Source organism: Thermosynechococcus sp. PKX95, from assembly GCF_031583295.1.
In the GTDB taxonomy this organism is placed as follows: Bacteria; Cyanobacteriota; Cyanobacteriia; order Thermosynechococcales; family Thermosynechococcaceae; genus Thermosynechococcus.
The window spans coordinates 684498-710004 of record NZ_CP134171.1; the positions used below are offsets into that span (position 1 = coordinate 684498).

Here is a 25507-nt window from a genome sequence, read left to right on the forward strand (position 1 = left end):
CTTGAGTGATATTCATGATGCTTTGAGTATAGCCTATGCCTCTTGAAAATATCTCACTCCCTTTCGAAATAGCTATAATGTTACAAAGAGCTGGTCTGAGGCCGTGGCCACCCATTTTGAACGGCAATTACAACGTCTGCGCAGTGACTTGCTGCGACTGGGGACACTGGTGGAAAGTGCCTGTCAGTTGGCCTATGGTGTCTTGATTGAGCGACATCTCCTCAGTGTCGAGCAGTTGATCCAAAGGGAGCGGGACATTGACCGCAGCGCCCAGGAACTCAATCGTGAGGCGATCGCCCTGCTGACATTGCAAGCTCCTGTGGCCGAGGATCTCCGATTTTTGGTCATGCTCTCGCACCTCTGCCGCGATCTAGAGCGGATCGGCGATTATGCCCTTGAAATTGGCCGTGCGGGTCAAACGCTGCTGCGCTATCCACCCCCACCCTACCTTGAGGACATCCGCTTGATGTTCCAGCGATCGCAACTGTTACTATCGGAAGCCCTATCCGCCATTGCCAATTTGGATCCTGAGGTGGGGCTAGCCCTTGCCAACTGCGATGATGCCGTCGATGCCGACTATCAACGTCTTTATGAGCGACTCTGCACCCCTTTGGATCCGCAAGAACCAGTGGAATTGCGCTTAATCCTCCTGCTGCTGATTCGCAACCTAGAGCGCATTGGTGATCATGCGGTAACCATTGGCCAGCGCGTCTGCTTCATTGTGCGGGGGGAAGACCCCTAGGAAAAATTGACGTTTTATGCTCGCTGTGCGCTGAATTGCGTCCACAACCTTTGAGAATAGAACTAGTCCTAATTCATAAGTGTTGTCGTGCCTGTGCTCGAATCTGAGGATGGGCCTGTTGGGAGGTAAGGCATGAGGTTAAGCCGTCGTTCTTTTTTGTACGGTGCTGCGGCACTGACACTGATGCCGTGGGTTTGGCAAACGGCAGGCGGCTCCTTGGCAGACTCTCTTCGTCCGTGGCGAGCACTCCTGATTGGCATTAACCACTATCCCCAGTTAGTGGGTGTGCCCCCTTTAGGCGGTTGTCTAACGGATGTTGAGCTAGTGAAAAACCTATTGCTAGATGGCTGGGGGCTAGCGGACAGTGACATTACGCTACTGACGGAACAGGCGGCAACCCTCGATGCGGTTCAAGAAACCCTAGGGGTGCTGGAGCACGCGGGTCAGCCCCTGTTAGTTTACTTTAGTGGCTACGGCACGCTTTGGCAGCAACAACCAGCACTGGTTTTCGCCGATGCCACAGCAGCAGGTGAGGGCATCTTACCGCTTGCTGAATTACTGCGTACCAAAGGGGTACAGGTATGGCTCGACACCCGCTTTAGCCCGCCACCCATTGAGGGGGAGATGTTGCGCTGGCGATTTGTGCCGTTGCAGCCTGTAGAGAGCCGTGGCGCAGGCCGAGTTCCCAAGGATCATCTGCTTTGGGCCGATTTGGGGGTAGAAACGCACCTGAATGGCGTTCCTATGGGACTCTTTACTGCTAGTTTGAGCCATTATCTAGCGGCTTTGGGGGGCGATCGCCCTTTGGCGACGAGCCTGATGTACACCGCCGATGAACTGCGCTGGCAAACCGGGGCAGAAATTCATCTCGTCAGCGATAGCTTGCCGGGGAATGTCCCCCTATCCCACGGCTTTGACGGTGTGGTGCAAAGTACCGGTCACGATCGCGCCCTTCAGGTTTGGTGTGGCGGCCTCAGTCCTTGGCTATTAGCCCATTGTCATCCCCACAGTCGTTGGAGCACTGCTGACGGTGCCACGGTCGTTGACATGGTTAGTTTTAATGGCATCATGGCTCAGGGGGTAAGTGGTCAGCCCCTGCAAGTGGGCGATCGCCTCTATGAGCAACAACGGCGCCTAGGGAAAAATCTGCAGGTACAAGTGGCACTAGACCCCAAGCTGAGCAAAATTGAGCGCGTAGATGCCATCAATGCCCTGACCAACGAAGAGAACGTTGCTGTGCTCAACGGCAGTGAGTCGCTGCCAGATGTGGTTCTCACTAGAAGTGCCACAGGGGGTAGCTATGGATTGGAATGGCCGGTGGGAACATTGCTTCAACACAGTTGTAGTGGTACCAATGAAGCTGCTAAAGCCGGCATCCGCCGCTTGAACCCCCTGCTGAATGCCCTGCTGGCTCAAAAATGGCTGACACTGACCTTGAACCCCACCTCTAGTCAGGTGGCCGTGTGTACAACCCTTGAGCAACTATCGCCAATGGCAAAACTCTTAAGCCGCCAATCCCCACCCCGCAGCCCCAATCCCCTGCCAGATGTCCTGAGCACCAAGCTGCCAGCCACGAACTTAGACACGCCCCTCACCTTGGCCAAGGGGGATACTTGCCGCTGGAGCCTCTACAACTATGGCGATCGCCCCCTCAACATTGTCGCCTTTGCATGGGATAGCAGTCAGGGCATTCTCCTCCTGCCGCTGCAAACACAGTCGTGGCAGTTGGCGGTTGCGCCGGGCTTGAATATTCCCCTTTATACGTGGACGCTGAATCGCCCTTGCCAATGGCTGAAGGTTTTTATCATCAGCAGCCACCGCCCCCTGACTCGTTTTAGTCAACTGAGTAGCCACCCTAGCCATTCAGAGCCATTGCTAATTTCTGGTGAAGATAGTCTTGCCTTGGTTCTCGGTCTGCTAGGGGATCTCAGCAGTGAACCGGAAGGGAATGAGTTTTGCTTGGATGTGCGGGAGTGGTGTACCCAAGGCTTCACGCTGCGGGTGGTCTAGGCCAAGCGCCGCCGCAACAGGGGTTGAATGAGTAGGCTCATCCCCACGGCAACCGCCAAAAGAATCAGCAGCGCTGCTCCCAAGCTTAGGGATCCCCAAGGCGCTACCATGACCACATCACTAAACTGCCAGTCAGGATGTAAATAGACATAGCGAATCGGTTCAATCGCCAAACTGAGGGGGTTGAGGCTGGCAATCCACTGCAACCAGCGCGGCATAAACGACAGGGGCACCAAGGCAGTACTGGCAAAGAGTAACGGCAGGTTGATCACAAAAATCACCGCCAACAGTTCAATGTGACCGGGCAAGGCAAAGGTGAGTCCCAGACTTAGGGCTGTCACACCAAAAACCAAGATTAGTACGGTGGCCAAGACAACTCCAATGCCCGCTAAATTCGGTAGCCCCGTTCCTAGCAGCACCCCTAGGCTGGCGATCGCCACCACCTGAATCAAACTCAGGGTTGTGATGAACAAAGCCGAGGCCAACACAATTGAAAACCGCGAAGCCAATGGCGCCACCAACAGCCGATTCAAAAAGCCAAACTCACGGTCAAACATCACCGGCAGCCCCGCATTGAGGGCGCCACTAAAGGCGGTAAAGACAATAATACCGGCACAGAGAAACTGACCATAATTGGTACTCTCGCCAAACAGACCCTGCGGCACATTCTGGAAGAGGGCACCAAAGAGGATCAGCCAAATCAAGGGTTGTACCACCCCCGCCACCAGTGTTGAAGGGCGCCGTTGCAGTTGGATAAACAGGCGACGGGTCAAAGCGAGCGTTTCCTGAATGAATTCACCTGAGAAAATACCGGGAACAGCCCTTGCTGAAGCGGTGGTCATAACGCAACTCCGAGATCAAACCTGTTTTCTAGGGTAGCAAGGCCTCTAAACCTTGGCGGCGCCTTTCTTTTCGCTCTTTTTCGGTTTTGCTGGTGCCACCTGCATTGCCCAGTTGCGGGTGAGGATCATGCGGGGGTGAATTAAGCGGTGCTGGTCAACCAACCACAACAGCGTGCGATCGCACACCCGCCACACTGCCTCCTGTAAATTTTGGTGAGCCACCTTGCGCAATTCCTCTAGCTCCACTGTCTGGCCTCGCCCCGGCTCCAAGCTATCCGCGAGAAACACAACACAACTCAAGGCATCCATTCCCGGTTGACCCAAGGTATGGTTGGCGACGGCTGCTAAGACCTGTTCATCGGTAATGCCAAATTGCTGTCGCGCCACAAGGGCACTCACATCCGCGTGAAGCAGGTGGGGATCCGCCTCATCCACCTCCGTAATTGGCAGCCCCGCCTCCCGTGCCATGCTCAATAGCCGCTCCGGCGGAAAGTACTTTGCCAAATCGTGTAATAACCCCGCCCACGCCGCCCGATCCACATCCAAGCCATGGTGGAGAGCCAGCTCCGCCGCCATCGTTTCTACCCGCAGGATATGTTGGAGTCGGGGTGCCGGCACATTCTCCGTCAACCACGCCAAAACCTGCTGGCGATCGCACAGCGAATCTTTAGCATCAGTTGTCACAAGCGGGGTCATAGCCAAAGCCACAGCAGGGATGATGAAGTGCTACCCTTGTATCATACCGAAGGCTCTTTTCACAAGGTTGGGAAACTCTTGAAACCGTCAAAGCAACTGTAGAGCAGGATAAACTTTCTCCTTATGCATCCCATATTTTTTTTAAGAAAAGGCTGTAAGCGTTTTGTCCAACTTCCGTAATTTCACGGATAGGGTAAGGCAAAGAAAAAAGAGTATCGTAAAAGTACGGAGTCGTCCTGTGGAAGCTATTGAATCATACTAGCGGTGGGGGCACATTCCTGTGAGCTGTGACTTGAAAACAGGTCACCCTATCACCCTTCCCCCTGTTGAACGTGCTGTTCATCCCCTTGGCTGCTTATGAGTTACTGCCTAAACCCAAACTGTGTCAAGCCAGAAAACCCCGATGATGTAGAGGTTTGCCAATCCTGTGGCAGCAAATTGTTGCTCAACGATCAATACAAAGCCATTAAAGTGCTGGGGCGAGGGGGGTTTGGCACGACCTTCTTGGCGATTGATACAAAGTTGCCCGGCAATCCCAGTTGTGTGATTAAACAATTACGGCCAGCCGCCACCGCCCCCCATATCTTGGCTATGGCGCGGGAACTCTTTTTGCGGGAAGCGACCACTCTCGGCAAAGTTGGCAACCACCCCCAACTGCCGCGTCTGCTTGGCTACTTTGAAAATGAAAATGAGTTCTATCTCATCCAAGAATATGTGGGTGGCCTCACCCTGCAACAGGAGGTCAAACGCTTTGGCCCCAAAAGCGAAGAAGAGGTGAAGCAGGTTTTGCAGGAAGTGCTGCCCATCCTTGATTACCTACACAAAAATGGTGTGATCCACCGTGACATTAAGCCTGCCAACTTGATCCGCCGTGATATTGACAACAAGCTAGTGCTCATTGACTTTGGTGCAGTCAAAGACAAAGTCACCCAGGCGATGGTGGAAAATGCCCCAGAGCTATCCACATTTACCAGCTTTGCCGTGGGAACGCCCATGTATGCGCCGCCGGAGCAAATGGCCATGCGTCCCATCTATGCCAGCGATATTTACGCTCTGGGTGTCACTTGTGTTTATCTGCTCACTGGTAAATCACCCAAAGAGATTGAGCGAGATCCGCACACGGGGGAATGGCATTGGAAGCGCTACGTCAAAAATATCTCCCCTGAGTTTGCCGCTCTCCTCGACAAAATGCTGGAGGATAGCGTTAAAAACCGTTACCAAAGCGCGATCGATGTCCTAGCCGATCTCCAGCTCCTTGATTGCCAAGAAACACCTGCGCTGGCTGCCCCTACCGTTACAGCAGAGGATGATGACCTCAGTAATGCCCTTGCAGCCCCTCCCAGCCAAGGCCGACCCCGTGGATCAGCTCAGTCCTCTAGTTATGCCTCCTCTGTGCGTCAAAATGCTGCAGCAGCTCGGTTGCGGCAATCGCGGATGACAGGATCTCCATGGGGTGGGCCGCCAGTTGTGGGGGTAGGCTCGGGTCAGCATCTGCGCCCCAAAGTCACCGTACGGATGACGGCTGCCCAAGTGCTAACGGCCTATAAGCGGGGAGAACGGGATTTTGTGGATGTCGATCTCTCCAATGTGGTATTGCGCAATGCCGATCTCTCCGGTGCCAATTTTGCCAATGCCAATTTTACCAATGCTGATTTGAAGGGTTGTATCCTCACCAATGTGGTCTTGCGGGAAGCCAATCTTCAGGGGGCCAACCTGAGTGATGCCAATCTCTGCGGTGCCTATCTGGTGCAAGCCAACTTTGAGCGGGCAAATTTGAAGGGAGCAAAATTGCAGGATGCCTCGATCTCAGGAGCCAACTTTACCGGTGCCGATATTTCTGGGGCAGACTTCAGTATGGTCTCTGGAATGGTTCAAGGCCAACTCGATCGCGCCAAAAAGAATTGGTTTACAAAGTTGCCTAAATACTAAACCCGAACTCAATCAGGGGGGCATCCCCCCAGCTGTCCTAGGATGTGAGACACTTGTCGGAGTCACAGCCGGCAGGCCCTGCTTCCATCACGGGCTGGGTATAGCGGGAAAGGGCTGCATGGAAATCATGGATCCGCTTGCGCCGAGCAACCGCAGCGACTTCTTGCTCGTACCGTTCTTTGCTAATGGGCTCAAAGGGCAGACGCGGGAATGTTTCATGGGCATCAAAGCGTGCCAAGAGCGCCGCAGAGATATACCCTTGATCCTGCTGAATCGCCGTGTAAATTGCCGTGGCAAGGGGTTCGACTTCAGGTTCCCGTAGCTCAATGGTGGCACTGGTGTTGTGGGTGGTGTAGTGCTGCTGCACCTGCATATAGAAGTCAAACTGCGCCAAGGCCGAAAACTGGCTAATATCAATCGTGTCTGCCCCCGGCAGATCTGCCCAAGAGACGGCAACGGGAATTTCCACTAGCCACTCGGTACACCGTGGATCAAAGGGATCATCAAGAAGTTTCCCTGTCTCATCCTTATCGGACTGGGAGGGAATGATATTGTAGCCAAAGTCATAGCAGGCCATGGCCACGGGGTCGCCCTTGCGGAAGGTAATCCGTCGAATAAAGCGTTGGGCTTTGGGGGGATGCCAGCCGGGAGAGGCACCCGTCAACAGGGATTTGGTACCGGAGGGTTGGACGGTGGTACAGCGATTGGGGCGCTTGAGGCCGTGGCGATCGCAATACTCCCAGACGGTCTCATGGACAATTTGCCGCCAGTGTTGTAGGAAGGCTGCCTCTTGGGCTTTGAATTCGCGCCCTTGGGGGGTATCCGGTCGTCCTGCGGCCCACCATTCCAGCCAAGGCACACCAAAGGCATGAACACAGAAGTCAAATAGCCCCGTAAAACTGACGCCAACAATGGGATCAATCGCGCGGGAGTATTGATAGCGATCGACAACAAAGCGATGGTTCAACAGCGCTGCCACTGAGACCGCACCAGCCTTGAAGGCTTTTTCCTGTGTGATCGTATCCGCTGGATCAATTTGATTCAGGTGGATTTCCGCAAGGTTGCAGTGGAAATCAGCACCAATAATTTCACCGCAATTGTGAGCAACAAAGCCATTGGCATCAAAGCAATTCGGGCCGGGCACGGTACAGTCATACACTGGCTCAATGCCATCGGGAGTAATTGACTCAACGACAACTGTAAAGCGTTCGGGAGGTAAGGAGTCATTATGGGCGATCGCCCCCAATTCCAGAACCCGAGCCAGCGTTGTGAGATTATCCCCTTGGATAACTAGGGATGATTCTGCAACCACCGAAACGATTCCCAAACGCAGTAGCATGCGCTGAATAAGTGAGGCTAGTTGTCGATCCCCCAGTGTGACATGCAGCCGTGGTATTGATGTTAACTGAGTCGTAACGAAAATCTCTCGGAGGAACCCGCAGTAGAATGCATAGCTGCCTTCCTCGATCGTGATTAGGCGAAAGTTCTTTTCTAAGCTATGGGGGAGTACAGCTATCCAGTCGTTTTGGCGGTGTTTAATCCCTGTGAAACAGCCTGCTGCTTGGGTTTGCACAGCAGCGCTTCCTATGGCAACTTGATAAAGGGCTTGAGCGGCGTAACGGCCTTCTTCCCAAGTTCCCTTACCACCCCAAGGGGTTAGATCACGGTGATTGTGCAAAAGAAGGCGATCGCCCGCGTGCAATTGACCTGCTTCTACCCATTCCGTGTATTGTCTTTTCGGGGTTTGGGCGGTCACTTTCAGCAAACGATGGTTCGCGGTGAGCCGTAGGGTATAGCCTTCACGGGTGGTAAGTTTGAGAACTGGCTGGATACCACTCAGGAAAAAGCCAGCGGCGGTGGTACTAAACAATTCGCCATTGACATAGGTGCCGTGCTGTTGGCCGATCAAATCTTTGACTTGGCGCGGCCCTACTTCTGTGAGTACCCACGTATCGCTTGTAACACAGGGATTGAGGCCATAACGACCCAAGCGGTGAGCCAGCTCCCGCTGATCGATAGTGGGCAACAGTTGCCGCAAAAACGCCTCCCCCTGTTGATTTTCATAGGCACGGAGGAAGGCCTGCTTGAGATCCGCTGTAGTCAAAAGATCGGCATTGGCGCGGGCGATCGCCTCCCCGGCCCATTGAATGGCACCTTCTCCTGAATAGAACTGACTGCGCACGGCATTGATACATTCCTCGAGACTGGGCTTGGTGTGAAAGACACGGGTGTGGTTGGCCATCCGCAGCGCATCCCGCTTCGGATCAATTCGCCAATTGCCTTGCTCATCCTGTTGCCAGAGATTTTGTTTAGCTTGGGCAAAAGCCTCATCCTCACTTGCCCCCTGACGCATACCAGCGCTGTTGTGCATCAGATAACCATCACAGTAAAAACAGTGGGCATCTTCGACCTCAATATCATAGGTCTGAACATAGTCATAGCTGCCTAGTTCTTTTACTGTTACGGGAATATCAAGACTAACTTCAGCTTCAGCAATATACCTCTTGTAATTGGTATCCACGCTTCGGGAACCTTCAAAACCCATTTCCCGCATTTGGCTATAGGTATAGGTTTCCCGCATCATAGTTGCAGGAATTGTAAAGCCATGGGCTTCCTGTCCTTGATGAATTTTGCCTTTCAAGGAATACGGTGCAATGAGACTGTTGTAGCGAGCCTTAAAAGCCGGTAGTTTAAGGTGATATTTGAGTTGCCAATGCTCTTTTTGGGGGAGTGTGACACCGATTCGAGTAGCAATTCCCAAACTAGATAAAAGAGCGCTAACTTGACGAGCAAATTTAGGATATACAGTCGTTAATAGGTAAGGTGGCCGCCCACAGGCAGAACCGTCACTATCCACTAGACCTGCTAAGTAAGCGCAACGCACCTCAACCGTTCCCTGCAAGATAAAGCTAGGGACTTCTAACGGTTGTTTAGGTTGCTTAATATAGCGGTGAAAGTATTCTGCAAGATGAATAGAGGTTACTCGCGATCGCAAGGTATTCTCACCTTCAATACACTCTTGTCTGGCTTGTACACCGAAGAGAGTAAGAGCACAGTTGATTTTAGTATGAATCTGCTGAGCAAGCTTGGAATCTAAACTGTTGTAAACCCAACAAATGCTACCAAAGGGTTTGTTGTACTTGTTGCGTCCCAAGCTAACATAACCATCCCCGTGGGTAAAGCCAATTAACCAAGCAACATCAGCCGTCAGTTCTGGAATAGTGATTGCTTGAGAAGTATGACTACCGCGTGGTCGAGAATCAGTCAAGTCTGATGGCAAATGAGTAACTGTACCGGGTAAAACTTGAGTGTTGTGAAGCAGGCGATCGCCCGGGTTTAAGGCATTGACAAATTTCCAGTGAATTCCCCCTGAAACATCCGCAAGAGTTGCAATCCGATGGTTTAGGGTAGCTCGCAGCAAGGGACCATTGGTTATTACTTCATAAGCCTCTTGGTAGCCTTGGTCAAATTTCTGGGTTACTTGCCGAAACCCTAAGGGCGTTTGCACCCAGTCCCCCACTTGGATGTCTTTGATCGGGATCAGTCCCTTGCTTGTGTGTACCAAAGCATCCTCAGGCAAACAACGCCTCACATTGCCAGCAACAACCACAACGGCTGCCTCATCAATCAGCAGACAACACTCCACAGAGGTCAACTGGCGACCCACCGCCGCATTCAACAGTGCCGCGCAGCGATGGTAGAGGTCTGGCAGCTTTACTGGATTGGCAACTCCCCCAAACCCCTTGAGCCGCTCACCGGTGGGACGCACATCACTAATGTCAATCGTCACCTGAACTAAACCACCGAGTTGAGGGTTGCTGGCGAGTTCAAGCAGCGTTTGGTAGGACTTCACCCACCCTTGGCGGCTATCCCCCACTTTGATGTGACAGGTCTGCCCCGTGAGTATTACAGTTGTTTGCTCTTGACGCGCTTCCTTGGGGGTTTGACCAATTTGACCAATGACAGTCACCTCAAGGCGATTGCAAATCGGCGGCAACTGGGAGATGTATTTCTGCTCTAGGATCGCCCCTGTACCACAGCCCTGCATGGCCAGATCCATCATCAGGCCAAAGGAATCCCAATCCACGACATTGGTGCTGGTGCAGTTGTAGGCACCGGAAAAGTTCTCGGGCTGGCGCACCCAATCCGTTCCTCCGACCCACAGCCAGCGCCCAGAGGGCAACGCCTTTAGCGCCTGCTGCATTTCCCGAAGAAGGGCAACTTCTGCTGCAGTGAGGTGCCCCACTTCCTGTAGTCCTTGCAGGGTGCGATCGCACACCTGTTGCCAATTTTCCCGCTCACCCGCTTCATTTTGGCGGCTGTAGGTGCGGTAAAACACGGGATAGGCGGTGGGAGCCGTAGCGGGGAAGCTAGTTTGAGGACGGGGAGGATTTTGCACCATAGGGGCAGGACTCAATGGCGGAATACTAGGTGTAGTGTACCGAAGCAATCCTTGGGGGTCAATAAGCACTAATTCTAGAGCGACCCGTAACTCCCCTGCCACAGCGAGAGGGAGATGCTAAGATAGCAGGAAGTTTTTGCTTTGAGTCCAGAGTCAATGGTTGCTGCTCCCCCAACGTCCTTCAGTACCGATGCCTTTGACCAAGTGGTGATGACCACCTATGGTCGTTTTCCCATTGCGCTGCTGCGCGGTGAAGGCTGCCGCGTTTGGGATGATCAAGGCCGCAGCTATCTGGACTTTGTGGCGGGGATTGCCACCTGTACCTTGGGTCATGCCCATCCGGCCTTGGTGGAGACGGTCAGTCGGCAAATGCAAACCCTGCACCATGTTTCCAATCTCTATTACATTCCTCAACAGGGGGCGCTAGCGCAGTGGCTTGTGGATCACTCCTGTGGCGATCGCGTGTTTTTCTGCAATTCCGGTGCCGAAGCCAACGAAGCAGCCATTAAACTGGCGCGCAAATATGCCCATACGGTTCGCCACATTGCCAACCCGATCATCATTACGGCACAGGCTAGCTTCCACGGACGCACCCTCGCCACGATTACTGCTACGGGTCAACCAAAATACCAACAACACTTTGACCCCTTGGTGCCCGGCTTCGCCTATGTTCCCTACAACGATTTTGCGGCATTGCAGACTCTTGTTGAGCAACTAGATCAGTCCCAGCCCCAAGTGGCCGCTATTCTGTTGGAACCGTTACAGGGAGAAGGGGGAGTCCGTCCTGGCGATCGCCCCTACTTTGAGCAGGTACGCCAACTCTGTACCGAAAAAGGCATTCTCCTGATTTTTGATGAAGTACAAGCGGGTATGGGGCGCACGGGTTCCCTGTGGGGCTATGAAACCCTCGGTGTTGAACCCGATATTTTCACCTTGGCCAAAGGCCTAGCGGGGGGAGTTCCCATTGGTGCCATGATTGCCAAGGAGTTTTGTGCTGTCTTTCAGCCGGGGGATCATGCCAGTACCTTTGGCGGTAACCCCTTGGCCACGGCAGCAGCGCTCACGGTTTGTGAAACCCTTGAAAAAGAGAATCTCCTCGAAAATGTGCGCGATCGCGGGCAGCAACTGCGGACAGGACTACGCGAACTAGCAGCAACCTATCCTCAGCTCATTGCTGAGGTGCGCGGCTGGGGACTGATCAACGGTCTGGAACTGCAACCCGACACCCCCCTCACCGCTGCTGAAGTCGTCAAAGCTGCCCTTGCTGAGGGGCTATTGCTGGTGCCCGCGGGGCCGCAGGTGGTGCGCTTTGTCCCTCCTCTCATTGTCAGTGCTGCCGAGATTGATATGGCCTTAGGGGCAGTGAGCCGAGCCTTTGCCCACTTAGCAGCCTAAAGCACATCCTTGCGTTTTTGAAAAACCCCCACTAGTCCCAGCATGAGGGCAATAATGCCCCCTAAGCGCAGGTTATTGACGGTGACATTGGCGTTGAACGTGTGCCCCTGAAGACTCCAAAAGCGATCAATAAGAGCTTCACCGCTGGCGATCGCCCGCCCCCGCTGCTCTTTCCAGAGGGCAAATTGGTCTTGCCAGCGATCCATGGCCCTCTGATAGTCTTTGACCCGTTGATTGTATTCCTCGACGCGATCGCGATAGGCCTGATCAAACTCTAAGACCGAATTGGGCAGTGGCGGTGGATCACCCGGTTCCGGAGGTTGTGGGGGTTCGGGTTCATCTACAGCGGGGTGGTACTCCTTGCGCACGCCGGGAAAGCGGCAACGTTGAAAGAGGTTATCATCAAAACACGGACATTGCTCTAGGGCTTCAGGACTGAGTTTCTCCCGTTCAGATTTGGATTGCTGCCAGCAGGCATCCCGCGCCACATCCTGACCAAAGCCGAACAGGGACACCACATTGGCATAACTCCAGCGGGTCAGGGTGACATCGCTGATCAAATTGCCCACGCCCCCTAGATCCTTCAGAGGAATAATTGCTCCAGCAAAGGTAATCTGGGGTACCAAAAAGAGAATCGTTAACAAGGGAGCCACGGTTTGCGTCGGCGAGAGGGCAGAGACCAATAACCCCATCACCATGCCACCAAAGGTGGCCAGAAACAGCGTTAGATACAAGCCAGCGATCGCCCCAATACCGAGGCTCAGATCGATCGCCAAAAACTTCACCGCCAAAAAAACCGCTGCTTGGTACAGTGCCAGCACCACTGCTGGGCCAAGCTTGGAGAAAATATAGGGCCACAGCCCCAACCCCACCATCCGCTCCCGGCGATAGATCTCCAGTTCCTTAACAATTTCCCGCATCGTCGCTAGGCTGCCCACCATCACCGCAATCAGCACAGTAACAAAGGCCATCGTAAATGCCTGCCCCGCATCCCCCTGATCCGGATCGAGAATCGTTGGCTTCCAGAGGACAAAATCCAAGGCTCCCAAAATCGGCGCGAGGGAGAGCATGAGAATGAGTGCCGCCCGATCCTGTCGCAAAATGGCCAAGTTTCGCTGAGTGAGAATCCACCACTGCCGCCACGGTGCCACTTGGGGAATCGTTGCTTTTTGGCGTTGGGGTTGGACTTGTCGGGTTGCCCCCGTATCCACGTTGAGGGGACGCTGCCGCTCCACCACATAGGTTTGATACAGATGAGACTGGCGATAGCGCTGCTGCCATACGGCTGGATTAGGTTCGCTCTCAATCTTGAGGTAAATTTCATCAAAATCTTGGACATCAAAATAGTTGAGGGCTTGATCCGGTGGCCCAAAATAGGCAAGGTGGCCGCCCCGTGCTAAAAACACCACCAAATCGCAGAGCATCACATTTTTAGTGGCATGGGTAATCAGTAAAATTGTTCGCCCCTGATCTGCCAACTGCCGCAACAGCCGCATCATCTGGGTTTCCGTGCCCGGATCCAAGCCAGAAGTGGCCTCATCCAAGAAAAATAAACTGGGGCGGGTGAGCAATTCCACACCAATCGACACTCGTTTGCGCTGACCGCCACTCAGTTGTTTCACCAGTACATTGCGGCGAGATGTTAACTCCAATTCCGCAAGGACGCGGTTCACCTGTTCCTGTCGCTCTTGATCGCTAAAATCAGCAGGTAAGCGCAGTCGTGCCGCATAGTCCAAGGCCTGAGCCACCGTTAGCTCACTGTGGATAATGTCATCCTGAGGCACATAGCCAATCTGGGTGCGATAGGTGCCAAAGTAGCGGTACAGATCATAGCCGTTGACGAGTACCGTACCCGCCGTAGCAGGACGAAAGCCGTTGAGGGCATCGAGGAGCGTTGATTTACCGGCACCACTGCCGCCAACAATCGCGACAAACTCGCGGGGCAAAATTGAAAGGGAAATATCTTGCAGCAGCTTTGCCCCCTTGGCGGTGGTTTTGCTGAGGTGGATGGCATCGAGGCGCAGATTGCCACTGTCGTTGTGGGGAACAATGGTTTCATCGGGGGTAAACAGCGAGCTATAGGGGCCAATGCGCACCAAGGCCCCCGTGGGTAAAGGCATAGGTTTGCGGGGTTCAAGGCGCTGGTTATTGATGAAGGTGCCGTTGGCAGAGTCGAGATCGACAATGTACCACTGTCCTTCCTGAAGGTAGAGGCGGGCATGAAATCGCGAGACGACCGGATGATCCAGCACCATATCGTTACTGGGGTCACGGCCAATCCGAATCTGCTGGCGATCGCGCAGTTGGAGGGGGCGCGTTTGCTCCACAACCTCCGTGGCGGGCATCAACAAGTAGGTCAGCCGCAGGAATTCCCCCACATGGATCACATCCCCCGGTGCCAAGGCATGTTCGCTAATCGTTTTTCCGCGCCAGTGGAGACCATTTTTGCTGCCCAAGTCAATAATTTTGTAATGCTCTCCCGATCGCACCAGCTTGGCATGGTGAAAGGACACAAAGGGATGGTCAATGGTGATGTCCGCCTTCGGATCCCGACCGAGAACCAGTTCCTCCTTCAGCAGCGGAAACTCCTGCAACCACTGGGGCGTCGCCACCTGCAAGATCGGCGTACTGGCAGCCCCCATCACCACCGTGCCCGGCAGTTCCGTTGTTGCTATGCCATCTGGATCAAAAATGGCTTCAAACTCACCGATTTGTAGGCGATCGCCCGCCTTCAGCGCCACAGGGGTGCGTGGCCGCAGCTTCGTACCATTCAAAAAAGTGCCGCTGGCGCTCCCGAGATCCGCCACTTGATAACCCGTCTCCGTGGGAATAATCAAGGCATGGTGGCGGGAAATCCCCTCACCGACGAGAATCACTTGGCTTTGGGGGTCGGTACCGATAAGCAGGCGATCGCGCCCCAGTTGAATTTGCTGTCGTGAACCATCAGCCGCTAAAAGGTTGAGAATGGGCACTGCCATACCGCTTGTTTAGAAACCCCACTTCATTTTGTCACTAGAGCCAGAGTAAGAATTTTCTATTACAGGAACAAGAAAAAACCCTAAAGTATTAGTCGTTACGAAATCATTGGGATTAAATTTGCTAAATTAGCATCCAATTCATCCAGACATTGCCACTCTGTTGCACCTTCTCCCAGACATGTAGAAGAAATCTCTTTTTCCTGTACTCCGCCGTTGTTGTGGGGATGTATTGATGTTGATGCACGTTGAAATTATTGAAAGTAACCCCCACCTGCGTTCCCTCCTTGGCTGGCACCTACAGCAAGTGGGGCACATCGTTCATCTTGCCAGTGGTTGTCAACAGGGGCAGGAAGTATTTCAACTGCGACATCCCGATTTGGTTGTTCTCGATCTGGACTTGAATGAGGGCAATGGTTTGGAATTATGCCGCTGGCTTCACTACCAAAACACTGTTTTGATTTTAGTTCTTTCTGGCCATGAGGATGAAGCGGATGTGGTGACGGCGCTGCGGGCGGGTGCCGATGATTACTTGGCCAAACCCTTTGGGATGCAGGAATTTCTTGCCCGAGTCGAGGCCTTGGCACGGCGAGCACGCCCCTGTTTACCCAGTGTCCTGAACTTGGGTGAGTTACAAGTCGATTTAGTGCAGCGGCGAGTGGTGGTACGCAATGTGCCAGTGGATTTGACACCGCAGGAATTTAGCCTACTCTATGTTCTGACGCAAATGGGGGGCACACCTTTGAGTCGTCAGGAATTGCTGCGGCGAGCTTGGCCAGAGAGCATTGACAACCCTCGCACCGTGGATACGCATATCTTATCTTTGCGTAAGAAAATCGAAGTGGATCCGCAGCAGCCGCGCCTAATTCAAACCGTGCGCAATGTCGGTTATCGACTGCACCTTGAGCCATTGAATGGGCGCTACCAGCAGAATGGCAATAAACCCCATTCCCGTCCCCCGCGATCGCCCCGCCACGTATTGGTTTAGACTTTGTCCAGTCTTCCTAAAATATTCTCTCTCAAATGAGCGATCCCTTTGCGTGGCTAGAACCTGCCCTAGATGCCCTGCACCGTGCCCATTGGTATCGCCAACCCCTTCTCAGTAGCGCACCGGGGGCAGTGGTGAGTGTTGGCGAGCCGCCCCGACCATTGATTAACTTTTGCAGCAATGACTATCTGGGTCTGGCCAACCATCCGCAGGTGAAAGCAGCCGCCATTAAGGCGATTGACGAATGGGGTACTGGGGCGACCGGGTCTCGCCTTCTGAGTGGTCAACGTTGTCTTCATGAACAACTAGAGCGGGCGATCGCCCAGTGGAAAGGTACAGAGGCTGCCTTAGTCTTTAGTTCGGGTACTGCCGCCAATCTCGGTACCATTGCTGCCCTTGTGGATCAACGGGACTTGGTGCTTGGGGATGCCTACAACCATGCTTGTCTCAAAAAAGGTGCCCGTCTCAGTCATGCGACGTTCTATGAATACCCCCACAACGCTGTCGCTGCCCTTGTCCAACTCCTAGAAACCCATCGCTGCCAATACCGCCGTTGTCTGATCCTCACGGATGGTGTCTTCAGTATGGATGGGGATGTCGCCCCCCTAGAGGAGATATTGGCGCTAGCCGAGACCTACACAGCCATGGTGCTAGTGGACGATGCCCACGGCACAGGGGTCTTGGGAACCAACGGTGCCGGTACCTTAGTCGCCTTGGGGCAATCGAGTCCGATCGTCATTCAAATGGGTACCCTCAGCAAAGCCCTTGGCAGTTTAGGGGGATACATTGCTGGCTCCCAAGCTCTGATCTCCTATCTGCAACACCGTGCCAGCACATGGATCTATAGCACTGGACTCTCACCGGCGGACACTGCTGCTGCCCTTGCTGCCCTTGAGCAACTACAAACAGAGCCTTCCCTACGCCAAGCCCTTGAGGAGCGCATTCAACAACTCGAAGAAGGACTGCAAGAATTGGGTTGCCCCGTTTTGCCCCGTCCGCTACCGACCCCCATCTTTTGCTTGCCTGCTCCCGATCCAGCCACTGTTCTCCAATGGGGTCAGAAATTACAAGAGGCTGGATGTTGGGTGGCGGCGGTACGGCCACCGACCGTGCCCTTTAGTCGGCTGCGCATCACCCTAAGAGCCGATCACACCCCTGAGCACATTGCGCAATTGCTGGCAGCATTGGCTGAGTTGTTAAAGTGCTGTTAAGAAGGGCTGACGGTCTCGGTGTATTTCGCCTAGGCTGGAGATAGTTCTGTGAAATCGGCAAACTGCGCCAAGGAGTGAGCGATGAGGATTTGGGTAAGCGAGCAAATTGATCCCTCTGGCCTGCTTTATGCCTGTATTGCCTGTCGTGATGAAGCTCAGGCGAGGGAGTGTGTGCAGTCTTTTGAGAAAAACTTAACAACAGAACAAAAAGCCGCCGGTTGGCAAGTGCGTCTGCGTACGGTGGCCTCTTGGGATGAGGTTCCCAGTACTGCCCTCAAGCTCTGCTAATCTTTTGGCTCAGCCCTGCATAAGAATCTCAGTGGAGCGATTAAGCCAGTGGGGACGTTGCCCTCTCTGCACCTTTGCTATCATGGGTGCGATGTGCTCATCATTGCTTTTCCTTTGGAGGATGCCGCAGAATGGAGTTTGAAGCCCTGTTACTTGGTTTAGAACCACTTACCGTGCTTGCCCTTGGGGTGGGTGCTGTTGCTGTTGCCCCCGTTGTGGGTGCCGTTGACTCAATGACTGGTCACAACTTGGCAGAGCAAGCTCGCAATGCGGCAAAATCAGGCTTGATGTGGGCGTTTGAAGCCTATGAAAAGGCACAGACGGCTGTCGCTGAAGCCAGTGAGTCTTTCCAAGACTTGGTTGCCGAAGCCCGCTCAGAAATGATGGAGCAAAAAGCAGCAAAGGCCGCCGCGCCTGAGGAACCCCGCCAAGTGACGATTAGCTAAGTTTTACTTTTAGTGCCTAATTGAAATGCCTTTGGGGTAGTTCTGCTGCCCCATCTTTTTTATTTTAATGAGCGACCAGCGGGCGGGAAATAGATCACGGGAAAGACGCAACGGCGAATGATCTCCCCGGCAAAACTAGGGATTGATAATTCCCAAATTTTACCGACGGAACCAGAGGAAACGGCAATCCCATAGATGTCGCGATCGTGGGCTGCCAATTGTGCTTCGACCACCGGACTACCAAAGCGAATCTCGGTTTCAATGCTCAGGCCATAGCCAGTGAATTCTTGCTTTAGCTCGGCAAGAATTTTTTCAGCCTTCGGACGTTGCTCGCCAACTCCCAGTTCCCCTTTGCCAGCATCGCTGATAATCCAGCAGAAGGTCAGTGCAGCAATGCTCGTTTGATCGCGCTTTTGCACGCCTTCCCGCAGTTTTTGAACAAGATGTTGGGCAGAGGGGCTGTGGTCGTAGGGCACTAGTAGGTGGCGAAAGAGATTTTGACAGCGGAGATTCAGTTCTGCGGTTGTCATCACCCACAACAGTTGCGGGCGCATAATCATCACTGGCACTTTAATCCGTTGCAGCACCTCAATGGTTGTACTGCCGAAGAGCTTCTCGTCCAAGAGATTGCGAATGGGACGGCTGGCCAGCACCAAGTCAATTTGATGCTTTTCAACGGTGTCCAGAATGGCATCGGCGGGGCGGCGGTTTTCGATGATCACTTCTGCTTTAAGATCCGCTGGAACTTTTGCGGCATCGATTTTGAGTAATTCGCGTGCCTGTTGCAGCTTTTTTTCCCGCAGCCGAGGCTTATCGCCATCCTCGTCAATGGGGCGGGCATGGAAGAAGATCAACTTGCGAGCACCCGCTGTTTTCAGTGCCTCAAGGTAGTGGGTCAGTTTGGGGAGACCATCATGGAGATCTGTTGGAATCAATATGTTCTTGAACATGCCAGTGCTCCCCAATGCCAAACTCTAATTGCAGATTACCTTAGAAGGGGGAGGCGCGCTACTCAGTTCTTTTCTCTTTTTAAGGAATAAAATAATTACCCCCTCGCAAGCCGCAGGGGTCGCTGCTGGCAAATGGCAAGGACACTGCCAAAGTCTTGGGGGCAGTTGCGCGACCCTATACAGACAACTGATAGAGAAGAAAACGGTTGCTTAGGGGCAACTTTTCGGAAAACCCCATCGTCAACTTCAACAGGAGTCACTAAAATAGGGATGGGTACAGAGTCATCATTAAATTCAATAATGTATCCATTACTACTAAATCCCTGTGAAACAAGGAGATTGTCTATCGTGATGCGATTTTCATTGAGATGTTTCTGGGATTTCGCTCCTCGCTAAGAGCTGTTAAATCAGAATCGCAACGACTTTTTTCCCATCGAATGCAGCGACACATTTGCCCTTCTCAAGAGAGGGTTTTAAGTAACTGAAATTGCCTTCTTAAACAGTTGAGGAAGGGGAGATTTCGCTGCCAACTTCAATGATTGAGTTGAGGTGTTGAGTTGATGACAATTTTGACGTTGGGGCAACGCATGCTCCGCACAATTTTGTGGCCTGTCCGGCAGTGGCTAGAGCATCTAGAAGTGCACGATCGCCAGCTTGCCCATCGTCTATGCCGCTTGATCCCCGCCCAGTGTCCCTTTGAACGCGATATCGTGGTTGCAAAATGGCATATTCACATTCCGCCCCTGTGCCACCTAAATCCTCTCTATGAGGAGTTGATGGTGTTGCGCTACCGTGCCCTCTGCTATTTGGCGGATGAGTGCCATGAGGATATTAGTGCCTACTGTTAGTGCCTAGGGGGTGTGCTGGTGTGGCGATCGCTCACCTCCTTTTTGGGGCAACAGCCCTGTTCCTGTTGTGGTCGAGCCAGTCCCCAAACGATCTGTAGGGATTGTGAACGGCGGCTGAGGTCATGGGAAGTGCGCCAACGCCAACGCTACTGGCGGGGCAGTCTCCCCCTTTTTCCCTGGGGGTATTATCAGCAAGACCTCAAGCGGGCGATCGCCACCATGAAATACAACAATCACCCCGAACTAGGTACCCTCTTTGGCCAATGGTTAGCCCTGAGTTGGTTGGAAGCAAAGATCGCCCAACGCCTCCCGTTGCAGATTGTGCCTATTCCTCTCCATCGCGATAAATTGCAGAGCCGGGGCTTTAATCAAGCAGCGCTCATTGCTGAGGGGTTTTGCCGTGCCCTTGAGCTACCCCTTGCCCCAGTGGGACTAATCCGCCAAAGAGCAACCCAGTTCATGTTTCAGCTTTCACTCACAGAACGCCAAGCCAATCTTGAGAATGCCTTTCGCCTAGGGCAGGGGCTGCAGCGACGGCGCTGGCTCCTTTTGTGCGATGACATTTATACCACGGGGACAACGGCACGAACTGCAGCCGCAGTATTACGGGGGGCTGGCTACAAGGTCTTGGGGATCATCACCGTGGCCGTGGCGCTGCCGGATCAACTGGTCGATTCCACCGTGAAGGCAACCAACATCAAGGCTTCTGTCCACTCAACAACCGCACCATAGGTATCCCCCGTGTGACCGCCCAACTGCCACTGAAACCATGCCGGGATCAAGAGGATGAGGAGCAAACCAAAAAGCAATTGTCCGAAGGGAAGCGGTAGCAGGAAGCTGAGTAACAGCACCAGTAAACCACTCGGCCAAAAATCGCGGGGAAAGGCACTACTGGCTTTATGGATCTGACCCGTGCCTTGGGGTTTCAAATAGGGATAGCGGGCGATCGCCCACACCTGAGCAAGGCGCCCGATTACCAATACCCACACCAAGACCTGACCCCTCTCTAAACTGCTCAAGGCCGCTACTTTTAAGAGCAAAATGACGAGTCCTGCCATGACGCCAAAGGCACCCGTGCGGCTGTCCGCCATCACCTCAAGGCGCCGCTGTTGATCCCTGACGGCTAAACCATCGGCCGTGTCCATGGCACCATCCAAGTGCAATCCCCCAGTTAATCCTAGCCAAAGTGCCACAACCAAGACACTGGCCACGAGGGGGGGAACGTGCAAAAATGCCAGCAGCCACTGCGCCCCCCAGAGAAGCATTGCCAACAGTAGCCCCACCCAAGGACACCACTTGGCAGCTCCCGCCAATTGCATGGGGCAGTTAGGGGGAATGGGCAAACAGGTATAGAAGGCGATCGCCCCCAACCATTCCATCCAAAGGGTCTTCATGAACGGGTTTGAATTTGCGCCACTGTCCGCTGCTGGGGTTGCAGGGATTGAGCCACCCGCTGAATGTCGGCAGGGGTAATGTCATTAATGGCCTCTAAACGGGCAAAGAGTTGCTGCCAGCCGCCGCCTTTTACAGCATACTCCGCCAAGAGCTTGGCCATCCCCTCATTGGACATTAGGTTTTGCAGCAGTTCCATCCGCAGTTGCGCTTTTACCCGATCCAGCTCTGCCGCCGTCACGGGTGTTGTTTGCAGTGCCTTGAGTTCTTGGGCAATACCTGCCGCAAGGGCAGCCGTCGTTTGACCCGGCGCCGGTGCCCCGTAGATGAGAAAGCGATTGGGGTATTTATTGCCGGGAAACCCCACGTAGGCTTGCACGTTGAGGGCTAATTTTTGCTCTAGGACAAGGGAACGGTAGAGACGGGAGGTGCGACCGCCACTGAGGAGACGTGTCAAAATTTCATAGGTGAGGTACGCGGGATCCCTCAAAGGTGGACAGGGATAGGCTTCAATATAGAGGGGTTGACTGGCCAATTCGAGGGTAATCTGCCGAGATTCCGTTTGCGGCGGTTCGGGGGGAATGGCTGTGGTTTTGCCCGTGCCCTTGGGATAGCGACTAAAATAAACCTTGGCCAATTCCTTCACCTTCTGGGGATCAACATCTCCGACAAGCACCATGGTCATTTTGTCAGGTGTGTAATACTGGCGAAAAAACCGTTCCACATCGGCGCGGCGCAGGTTTTGAATATCCTCACGGTAGCCAATGACGGGTCGGCGGTAGGGATGCTGACGAAAGCTGGTGGCCAAAAAGGCCTCAAAGAGTTGGCCAGTGGGGGAATTTTCAGTGCGTAGCCGCCGCTCCTCAAGGATGACTTCCTTTTCTTGATAGAAGTCGCGAAAGACGGGTTCCAAAAAGCGTTCCGACTCTAGGGACATCCACAGTTCCAATTTGTTGGCGGGAAAACTGTAGAAGTAACGGGTGGCATCGGCAGATGTGGTTGCATTGAGACCCACGCCCCCGGCCTGCTGGACAATTTGGCCATATTGATTGCGAATCACATAGCGATCGGCAGCCTGCTGCACAGCGGCAAATTCTGTAATCAATGCCTGACGTTGCCGCTCATCCGTCGTGGCTTGCAGTTGCTCAAAGAGGCGATCCAGTTGGGCAAGTTTTTCTTTTTCAGCGGCATAATCCGTCGTCCCAATGCGGCGGGTGCCCTTAAAGGCCAAGTGTTCCAGATAGTGCGCCACACCGGTCTGGCCTTCCGGTTCATCAACGCCCCCTACATCCACGTAGGTGAGAAATGACACTATCGGGGCTTGGTGTTGCTCCATGACAATGAAGTGCATCCCATTGTCAAGATAGAATTCACTGATTTGATCCATGGCACGGTCAATGTAGGGGCGAATCGTTTGGGCGTCGGCCGGCAAGGAGAGGGCGATCGCCCCCAAAACAAGGCAGAGGAGAATTTGCCAGAAATAAACTTGCCAGTGGCGTTGCTGCCGCATCAACAAACCTAGTTGGCCTCCAGCCAGTTGGCCGCCGCGTAAATGTCCACCGCAAGGGGCACACTCAGGGGTACTGCTGTACTCATGACTTCGGGAATTGTAGTTTGCAGTTGTTCCCACGCTTCAGGGGTCATCTCCAACACCAATTCATCGTGGACTTGGAGCAGCAGGCGGACTTCTTCAGGGGAAAGTAGGGGAGCCAGTTTCACCATCGCACACTTAATAATATCGGCACTGGAACCTTGAATCGGGGCATTGGCTGCCGCCCGCAATAGCCCCCGCTCGTAATTGCTCATTTTTAGTTTACTGGGATCGACATCGGCTAGCGCCTCTAAAGGCTTGCCCCGCAGGGCTTGCAGTTCAGAACTCTGAAATTCAAAATAGCGCCGCCGTCCCAAAATGGTTTCCACATAGCCTTGGCTGAGGGCAAGCCGTTCCATTTGCCGCAAATAGTCAAAGACGCGTGGATAGCGATCGTAAAACCGCTGAATAAACACCTTAGCATCGGCCACACTCACTCCGGCCTCACGGGCAAACCGCTGCGCTCCCATCCCGTAAATGACGCCAAAGTTAATAATTTTGCCCAAGCGTCGCTCGCTGGAACTAATGTCGGTTTTTTCTAGGAGAAACTGAGCTGTGAGATGATGGACATCCTCCCCTTTTTGGTAGGCCTCTAGTAGGGCCGGCTCTTGACTCAGATGAGCAAGGATGCGCAACTCAATTTGGGAATAGTCCGCTGCCACCAGCAACCAGCCCGGCTCGGGAATAAAGGCGCGGCGAATTTGCCGACTAAACTCGGTGCGAATGGGGATATTTTGCAGATTGGGATTAGAGGAGGAAAGGCGCCCCGTAGCGGTCACCGCTTGGTTGAATTCCGTATGTACACGGCCTGTGTCCGGACGCACCAAGGTTGGCAACACATCCACATAGGTGGATTTGAGCTTGGCGAGGGTGCGATGGTTCAAAATGAGTTCAATCACAGGATGATCTCCCCGCAGTTTTTCGAGGGTTGCGGCATCGGTGGAGTAGCCCAGTTTTGTTTTATGGGTCTTTTTCGTATCTAACCCCAAAATGCCAAAGAGCAGTTCACTCAGTTGCTTGGGGGAGGCCAAGTTAAAGGGTTGTCCCACGGCATCCCATGCTTGTTGTTGCAGTGCTGCCAGTTGCTGTTCGAGTTCTTGGGAGAGTTGCCGCAAATAGTCACTGTCAATGCGAATCCCCGTGGCTTCCATTTCCGCCAGAATGGGTTCGAGGGGCAATTCCACCTCTAGGAGGAGTTGGCGCAGGCGGGGGGGCAAGTCGGCCTCTAGTTTGTCCTTGAGAAGATAGGTGGTATAGACATCGAGGCCACAGTATTGCGCTACCACCGCAGGGGGGAGATCCGCAAGGGTTTGATCTTTGCCCACCAGACTACGGTAGGTTTGGGCTTGAAGGGGCAGATAGCGTTGACACAGATCCTTGAGGTTGTGACTGGCTTCGGGATTAATCACATAGCTCGCCAGCATCGTGTCAAATACGACACCTTGTAATTGAATCCCCTGAAACCGCAGCACCAAGCGGTCAAACTTGGCATTTTGCAAGACTTTGGGGTAGCGATCGCCCTCAAGAATCGGTCGCAAAGCGGCGAGGGTCTCTGGTAGGGGTAGGTTCTGCCCCTCTTTGTGCCCCAACGGTAGATAGGCCACCTGATCAGGCGCTGCGCCCCAACAGCAGCCCAAGCCCACCAAGGCAGCATCGCGGGGGTTCAAGGCCGTGGTTTCTGTGTCCCAAGCCACGGGATGGTTCGCATCGGTACAGGTTTCTAACTGGGCGATCAGCCATTGCAGTCGCTCTGGCGTCTCAATGAGTTGCACATTCACTGGATCGGGGGTGTCCGTCGGCGCAAAAAACCATGTTGCATCCGCATCGCTCTCTACATCCGGCAGTGTCCCCCCCAAGCGGAGGTGCCAGTCCTGAAGTTGCATCCGCAGGGTACGAAATTCCAACTGATCCAATAGCTGATCCAGCGTTGGCCAGTCAAAGGGACTCAGATGCAGTTCCTCTAGGGGGAGTTCCAAGGGGACATCGAGGATAATTTGAGCTAGGGTGCGGGAATGGCGGGCATCGGCCTCCCCATTGATCAGCTTCGTTCTTAGGCTAGGGGGCGTAATCTCATTGATGTGGGCGTAGATTTCCTCTAGCGTGGGGTACTGATTGAGTAACTGCACCGCTGTTTTTGGGCCAATCCCCTTAATACCGGGAATGCGATCGCTGGCATCGCCACAGAGGGCTTTATAGTCCACAATTTGCTCGGGCCAAACCCCCATTTTTTCCTTGACCTTGAGGGCATCAAAGACCTCCAGACCCTGCTTGCGTTGGCCAAGGGTATTCCCCAGATACAAGACCTGTACTTGACCTTCGCGATCAATCAATTGAAAGAGGTCGCGATCGCCACTGACAATGGACACCCGCCATCCTTGGGGTCGCAAGCGATGGGCCACCGTACCAATCACATCATCGGCTTCATAGCCCGGCTGACTCAACAGGGGTAGACGCAGTGCCCGCAGCAACGCCTGCAAATTGGCAATATCGGTAATAAAGTCCTCGGGCGTTTCTGCCCGCCCCGCCTTGTAGTTTTCGTCGGCTGTGTGGCGAAATGTCGGCTCCCCCAAGTCAAAAGCAATGGCCACATGATCCGGCTGCTGCTGCTCCAGAATCTCCAGCAGCGTCTTAAGAAAGCCAAAACACACACTAGTGGGAATCCCCGTGGAGGTACGCAACCCCCCCTCTCGCCCCTTACTAAAGGCGTAGTAGGCACGAAAGGCCAAGGAATGACCATCAATGAGTAAGAGATTGGCAGAAGGCATGGGGACAGGAAACGGCGGGGGATAACTTTTCCATTAT

18 protein-coding genes are annotated in these 25507 nt (G+C 53.7%); 10 read left to right on the top strand and 8 right to left on the bottom strand.

Annotation, left to right across the window (positions count from 1 at the left end; genetic code table 11):
- Positions 1-103: 103 nt before the first annotated feature.
- Positions 104-742: a phosphate signaling complex protein PhoU gene (gene phoU / locus RHH81_RS03125; protein ID WP_206201030.1), complete on the top strand. Its 639-nt coding sequence runs from the start codon at positions 104-106 to the stop codon at positions 740-742.
- 132 nt (positions 743-874) lie between these two features.
- Positions 875-2752 carry a caspase family protein gene (locus RHH81_RS03130; RefSeq protein ID WP_206201031.1) on the top strand — a complete coding sequence of 626 codons (1878 nt, stop codon included), beginning with the start codon at positions 875-877 and terminating at the stop codon, positions 2750-2752.
- Here RHH81_RS03130 and RHH81_RS03135 read toward each other — a convergent pair.
- The gene (locus RHH81_RS03135; RefSeq protein ID WP_149820969.1) at positions 2749-3594 is read right to left on the bottom strand and encodes an ABC transporter permease; all 846 of its coding nucleotides are present in this window, start codon (positions 3592-3594) and stop codon (positions 2749-2751) included. The genes RHH81_RS03130 and RHH81_RS03135 overlap by 4 nt on opposite strands.
- 45 nt (positions 3595-3639) lie before the next feature.
- Positions 3640-4290 (bottom strand): bis(5'-nucleosyl)-tetraphosphatase (symmetrical) YqeK, encoded by a 651-nt coding sequence (gene yqeK, locus RHH81_RS03140; RefSeq protein WP_149820967.1) that lies wholly within the window; start codon positions 4288-4290, stop codon positions 3640-3642.
- Between the two features lie 357 nt (positions 4291-4647).
- On the opposite strand from yqeK, the gene RHH81_RS03145 reads away from it, so the two are divergent.
- Positions 4648-6219 (top strand): serine/threonine-protein kinase, encoded by a 1572-nt coding sequence (locus RHH81_RS03145; protein ID WP_310743371.1) that lies wholly within the window; start codon positions 4648-4650, stop codon positions 6217-6219.
- Between the two features lie 37 nt (positions 6220-6256).
- Here RHH81_RS03145 and nrdJ read toward each other — a convergent pair whose 3' ends face one another.
- Positions 6257-10621, bottom strand: a complete 4365-nt coding sequence (gene nrdJ / locus RHH81_RS03150) for a ribonucleoside-triphosphate reductase, adenosylcobalamin-dependent (protein WP_310743372.1) — start codon at positions 10619-10621, stop codon at positions 6257-6259.
- A 156-nt stretch (positions 10622-10777) separates the two neighbouring features.
- Here nrdJ and RHH81_RS03155 point away from each other — a divergent pair, with 156 nt between their 5' ends.
- On the top strand, positions 10778-12016 hold the full coding sequence (locus RHH81_RS03155; protein ID WP_206201034.1) for an aspartate aminotransferase family protein: 1239 nt from the start codon (positions 10778-10780) through the stop codon (positions 12014-12016).
- Here the strand turns inward: RHH81_RS03155 and RHH81_RS03160 are convergent.
- Positions 12013-14994, bottom strand: a complete 2982-nt coding sequence (locus tag RHH81_RS03160) for an FHA domain-containing protein (RefSeq protein WP_206201035.1) — start codon at positions 14992-14994, stop codon at positions 12013-12015. The genes RHH81_RS03155 and RHH81_RS03160 overlap by 4 nt on opposite strands.
- Positions 14995-15226: 232 nt before the next feature.
- On the opposite strand from RHH81_RS03160, the gene RHH81_RS03165 reads away from it, so the two are divergent.
- The 4 genes from RHH81_RS03165 to RHH81_RS03180 all read left to right on the top strand — a co-directional run bounded on the left by RHH81_RS03165 (position 15227) and on the right by RHH81_RS03180 (position 17924).
- Complete coding sequence (locus RHH81_RS03165; RefSeq protein WP_206201036.1) at positions 15227-15979, top strand: response regulator transcription factor; 753 nt, start codon at positions 15227-15229, stop codon at positions 15977-15979.
- Between the two features lie 35 nt (positions 15980-16014).
- Positions 16015-17190 carry an 8-amino-7-oxononanoate synthase gene (gene bioF, locus RHH81_RS03170; protein ID WP_310743373.1) on the top strand — a complete coding sequence of 392 codons (1176 nt, stop codon included), beginning with the start codon at positions 16015-16017 and terminating at the stop codon, positions 17188-17190.
- Positions 17191-17271: 81 nt separating this feature from the next.
- Positions 17272-17478 (top strand): glycogen debranching protein, encoded by a 207-nt coding sequence (locus RHH81_RS03175; RefSeq protein WP_206201038.1) that lies wholly within the window; start codon positions 17272-17274, stop codon positions 17476-17478.
- 131 nt (positions 17479-17609) lie between these two features.
- Complete coding sequence (locus RHH81_RS03180) at positions 17610-17924, top strand: DUF5132 domain-containing protein (protein WP_190278082.1); 315 nt, start codon at positions 17610-17612, stop codon at positions 17922-17924.
- A 59-nt stretch (positions 17925-17983) separates the two neighbouring features.
- Here the strand turns inward: RHH81_RS03180 and RHH81_RS03185 are convergent, their stop codons facing one another.
- A complete protein-coding gene (locus RHH81_RS03185) occupies positions 17984-18874 on the bottom strand; it encodes a universal stress protein (RefSeq protein ID WP_206201039.1) in 891 nt (296 codons plus the stop codon).
- A 560-nt stretch (positions 18875-19434) separates the two neighbouring features.
- Here RHH81_RS03185 and RHH81_RS03190 point away from each other — a divergent pair.
- Together RHH81_RS03190 and RHH81_RS03195 are read left to right on the top strand one after the other, a co-directional pair.
- Positions 19435-19722 (top strand): Mo-dependent nitrogenase C-terminal domain-containing protein, encoded by a 288-nt coding sequence (locus RHH81_RS03190; protein ID WP_206201040.1) that lies wholly within the window; start codon positions 19435-19437, stop codon positions 19720-19722.
- 18 nt (positions 19723-19740) lie between these two features.
- Positions 19741-20454, top strand: a complete 714-nt coding sequence (locus tag RHH81_RS03195; RefSeq protein WP_206201041.1) for a ComF family protein — start codon at positions 19741-19743, stop codon at positions 20452-20454.
- Here the strand turns inward: RHH81_RS03195 and cobS are convergent.
- Genes cobS through polA form a run of 3 tightly spaced genes read right to left on the bottom strand, consistent with a single transcriptional unit; the run spans position 20385 to position 25470 of the window.
- On the bottom strand, positions 20385-21116 hold the full coding sequence (gene cobS / locus RHH81_RS03200; RefSeq protein ID WP_310743374.1) for an adenosylcobinamide-GDP ribazoletransferase: 732 nt from the start codon (positions 21114-21116) through the stop codon (positions 20385-20387). The genes RHH81_RS03195 and cobS overlap by 70 nt on opposite strands.
- Positions 21113-22624: a pitrilysin family protein gene (locus RHH81_RS03205; RefSeq protein ID WP_310744311.1), complete on the bottom strand. Its 1512-nt coding sequence runs from the start codon at positions 22622-22624 to the stop codon at positions 21113-21115. The genes cobS and RHH81_RS03205 overlap by 4 nt, the downstream gene beginning before the upstream one ends.
- An 8-nt stretch (positions 22625-22632) precedes the next feature.
- Complete coding sequence (polA, locus tag RHH81_RS03210; protein ID WP_310743376.1) at positions 22633-25470, bottom strand: DNA polymerase I; 2838 nt, start codon at positions 25468-25470, stop codon at positions 22633-22635.
- Positions 25471-25507 lie beyond the last annotated feature (37 nt).